Source organism: Sandarakinorhabdus rubra (assembly GCF_010994245.1).
Taxonomy (GTDB): domain Bacteria; phylum Pseudomonadota; class Alphaproteobacteria; order Sphingomonadales; family Sphingomonadaceae; genus Sandarakinorhabdus; species Sandarakinorhabdus rubra.
Window position 1 is genome coordinate 1 of record NZ_WMHO01000240.1, and the last position, 3,699, is coordinate 3,699.

At 67.8% G+C, this 3,699-nt stretch carries 3 protein-coding genes; 2 read left to right on the plus strand and 1 reads right to left on the minus strand.

Features of this window, described 5'->3' with window-relative positions; all coding sequences use genetic code 11:
* Nucleotides 1-80 precede the first annotated feature (80 nt).
* Nucleotides 81-1,985 (minus strand): potassium transporter Kup, encoded by a 1,905-nt coding sequence (locus GJV64_RS12525; RefSeq protein WP_164157599.1) that lies wholly within the window; start codon nucleotides 1,983-1,985, stop codon nucleotides 81-83.
* Between the two features lie 139 nt (nucleotides 1,986-2,124).
* Here GJV64_RS12525 and GJV64_RS12530 point away from each other — a divergent pair, with 139 nt between their 5' ends.
* Together GJV64_RS12530 and GJV64_RS12535 are read left to right on the plus strand one after the other, a co-directional pair.
* Nucleotides 2,125-2,814, plus strand: a complete 690-nt coding sequence (locus GJV64_RS12530; RefSeq protein ID WP_164157601.1) for a DJ-1/PfpI family protein — start codon at nucleotides 2,125-2,127, stop codon at nucleotides 2,812-2,814.
* A 2-nt stretch (nucleotides 2,815-2,816) separates the two neighbouring features.
* Nucleotides 2,817-3,506 (plus strand): hypothetical protein, encoded by a 690-nt coding sequence (locus GJV64_RS12535; protein ID WP_164157603.1) that lies wholly within the window; start codon nucleotides 2,817-2,819, stop codon nucleotides 3,504-3,506.
* Nucleotides 3,507-3,699 lie beyond the last annotated feature (193 nt).

Below are 3,699 nucleotides of genomic sequence, written 5' to 3' on the forward strand. Positions count from 1 at the left end.
CCGGTGCGCGCGCCGCCCCGCCGGCCGCGCTTGCGCGAGTCCGTGCGCTTGGCTGCGCCATGCGCACTGGCCGCGCTGCGCTAGATCTCCACCTGAGACCCCAGCTCCACCACCCGGTTGGTGGGCAGCTTGAAGAAGTCCATGGCGCTTTCGGCGTTGCGCATCATCCAGCTGAACAGATGTTCGCGCCAGATCGCCATGCCGGGCCGGTCGCTGGCCAGCAACGTCTGGCGCGACAGGAAGAAGCTGGTTTCCATCATCTTCACGCGCGGGCCGCAGTTCTCGACGGTGCGCAGCACGGCCGGGATGTCGATCTCCTGCATGAAGCCATAGCGGATGAGGATGCGGTAGAAGCCGTTGCCCAGTTCGCGCACGCCCACCCGGTCCTCGTCGGAGACAAAGGGCACCTGGTCGATCGCCACGGTCAGCAGCATGATGCGCTCGTGCAGGATCTTGTTGTGCTTGAGGTTGTGGATCAGCGCCGGCGGCACCCCGGTGGGGGAGGTGGTCATGAACACCGCTGTGCCCGGCACGCGCGTGGCAGCCTTCGCGGCGGACTTGATGAACAGCTCGATCGGCATCACCGATTCGCGCAGGCGTTCCTGCATCAGCGCCCGCCCGCGTGACCAGGTGGTGAGCCCGGTGAAGCCGATGATGCCGATCACCAGCGGGAACCAGCCGCCATCCGGAACCTTGGTGAGGTTGGAGGCGAAATAGGCCAGGTCCACCAACAGGAACAGCGCCAGCAGTGGCCCCGCCCACCACATCGGCCAGCGCCAGATGGTGAGCACCAGCACGCCGACCAGCACCGTGTCGATCAACATCGTGCCGGTCACCGCGATGCCATAGGCCGCCGCCAGGTTGGAGGACGACTGGAAGCCCAGCACCAGGAACATCACCAGCACCAGCAGCGCCCAGTTCACCGCCGGGATATAGATCTGCCCGAAGGCCGAGGCCGAGGTGTGGACGATCTTCATGCGCGGCAGGAAGCCGAGCTGGATGGCCTGCATGGTGACCGAAAAGGCGCCCGAGATCACCGCCTGGCTGGCAATGATGGTGGCCAGCGTGGCCAGCACCACCAGCGGCAGCCGCGCCCATTCCGGTGCCATCAGGAAGAAGGGATTGGCCGCCGCGGCCGGATTGGCGATCAGCAGCGCGCCCTGGCCCAGATAGTTGATCATCAGCGCCGGCAGCACCAGCGTGAACCAGGCGAGGCGGATGGGCTTGCGGCCAAAATGCCCCATGTCGGCATAGAGCGCTTCGGCCCCGGTGACGGCCAGCACCACGCTGCCCAGCGCCAGGAAGGCCGCCAGCGGTGCCGACGCGAAGAATTGCCCGGCATGCACCGGGTTCAGCGCCCACAGGATCGCCGGATTGGCCATGATGTTGACGACGCCAAGCACCGCGAGCGTGGCAAAGTAGACCAGCACCACCGGACCGAAGATGGCGCCAACCTTCTGGGTGCCGCGGCTCTGGAACAGGAACAGGCCCAACAGGATGCTGATTGCGATCGGCACCACCATGGGGGCCATCCGTGCCTCCACCACGGTCAGGCCCTCCACCGCCGACAGCACCGACATCGCCGGCGTGATGATGGCATCGCCAAAGAACAGCGCCGTGGCCAGCACCCCCAACAGCACCAGCTGGGCGGAGCGCGTGCCGCCCGGCGACAGGCGCGTGATCAGCGCCAGCAGGGCAAGCGACCCGCCCTCGCCGCGATTGTCGGCCCGCATGATGACGGAGACATATTTCACCGTCACCACCATCATCATCGTCCAGAAGATCAGCGAGATGACACCGATGATGTTGTCTGGCCCGACGCTTAGCGGGTGGTGGCCCGTGAAGGTTTCCTTGAAGGCATAGAGCGGGCTGGTGCCGATGTCGCCGAACACCACGCCCACGGCGCCCAGCGCCAGCCTGAGCGTGGACTGTTGCCCGTGATCGGCATGAGCGTCCGTTGCCGGAGACGCCGCCTCGTTCGACATGCAATTATGCCCGCCTGTTGCTCAGCGGGCGCCGATTAGCACAGGGCCCCCGGGGCCGCAATCGGCGTGCTGCGCTGCGGCATCGCTGGCGAAGCGGCAGCCGCGCGGCTATGAAGTGGCGCGAAGGAGGCGCCCACCCATGCGCATCGGATTCCTGCTCTACGATCAACTGACCCAGCTCGACATGACCGGGCCGGCCCAGGTTCTGAGCCGCATGCCGGGCGCTACTGTCGACTATATCGCGGCCACCATGGATCCGGTGATGAGCGATTGCCGGTTGGCGCTGGTCCCCACCGTCACCATGGCCGATGCCGGGCAGTTCGACCTGTTGTGCGTGCCCGGCGGCTTTGGCTGCTCGGCGGTGATGAACGATGACGTCACGCTGGGCTGGCTGCGGGCGCAGGCGCCGGGCCTCCAGTGGCTGACCAGCGTGTGCACCGGGTCGCTGATCCTCGCCGCCGCCGGCCTGCTGCGGGGGCGCAGGGCGGGCTGCCACTGGGCCTGGGGCCATTATCTGCCGCTGTTCGGCGCCGAGTTCGTGGCCGAACGCACGGTGTTCGACGGTAACATCATCACGGCCGGCGGGGTCACCAGCGGCATCGATTTTGCGTTCCGGGTGATGGAGCATCTGCACGGCGCCGATGTGGCTGCCACCATCCGCCTGGCGCTGGAATATGATCCGGACAGCCAGGATGGCGGGACCCCGGCCACCGCCCGGCCCGACATTGTCGCGAATGTGAAGGCCATCACTGCCCAGCGGCTGGGCCACCGTGATGCCGAAATGCGGGCCGCCGCCGACACCCTCGCTGCCCGCCTGAAGGGAGAATGACGATGAAGCGCCTGAACCGGTCTGCCGCGATGGCCGCCGCACTGATTGCGGCCACGCCGGCGATTGCACTGCCCACTCCTGTGGTGGTGCGTGTTCTCAGCCAGGGCGCCAAGTTCATCGGTGACGGCATGGGCGGGGTTCAGGTCGAACTCGCCGATGCCACCACCGGCAAGTCGCTGGGCAAGGGGCTGGTGAAGGGCGGCACCGGGGACACGGCGCGCATCATGAACGGCGCCCCGCGTGGCCAGCGTATCGCCGATGAAAGCGCCGGCAGCTTCGCCACCCTCGTCGATATTGCAGAGCCCACCAATGTGCGTGTCACCATCTCGGGGCCGATGAAGGCCGGCATTTCGCCCGTCACGCTCACCACCACGCGCTGGCTGATCCCCGGCCAGGGCCTGGCCGGGGATGGCTGGCTGCTGGAGCTGCAGGGCCTTGCCATGAGCGCGCGGCGCGAAGGCGACCGGGTGGTGGCCGATGTCTCGATGCTGTGCGGCTGCCCGATCGCGGCGGGCAGCCTGTGGGACGAAAAGCGCTTCCGTGTGCTGGCCTGGGCGGACGGGAAGGCCGTGCCGCTCAGCTTTGCCGGCCAGACGGGGCGCTTTGCCGGCACCGTGCCGGCCGGCACCACCTGGGTGACGGCGATGGACGTACTGTCGGGCGCCACCAGCGCGGTGAAGCTGAACCCCTGAGCGCTGCCAACCTGTGCTATACTCACGGGGCAAAGGAACCGACTCATGGCCAATCCGCTCACCAGTCTCGCCCTTCGGGCCGTTGCCGGCGCTGCCACCCGGCAGCTGGCCGGCCGGGTTGCCGGCGCAGGGCTGGGCCCGGTTGGAACTGTCGCCACGCTGGCGCTGCCGTTCGTGCTGCGGCGCGTGTCGC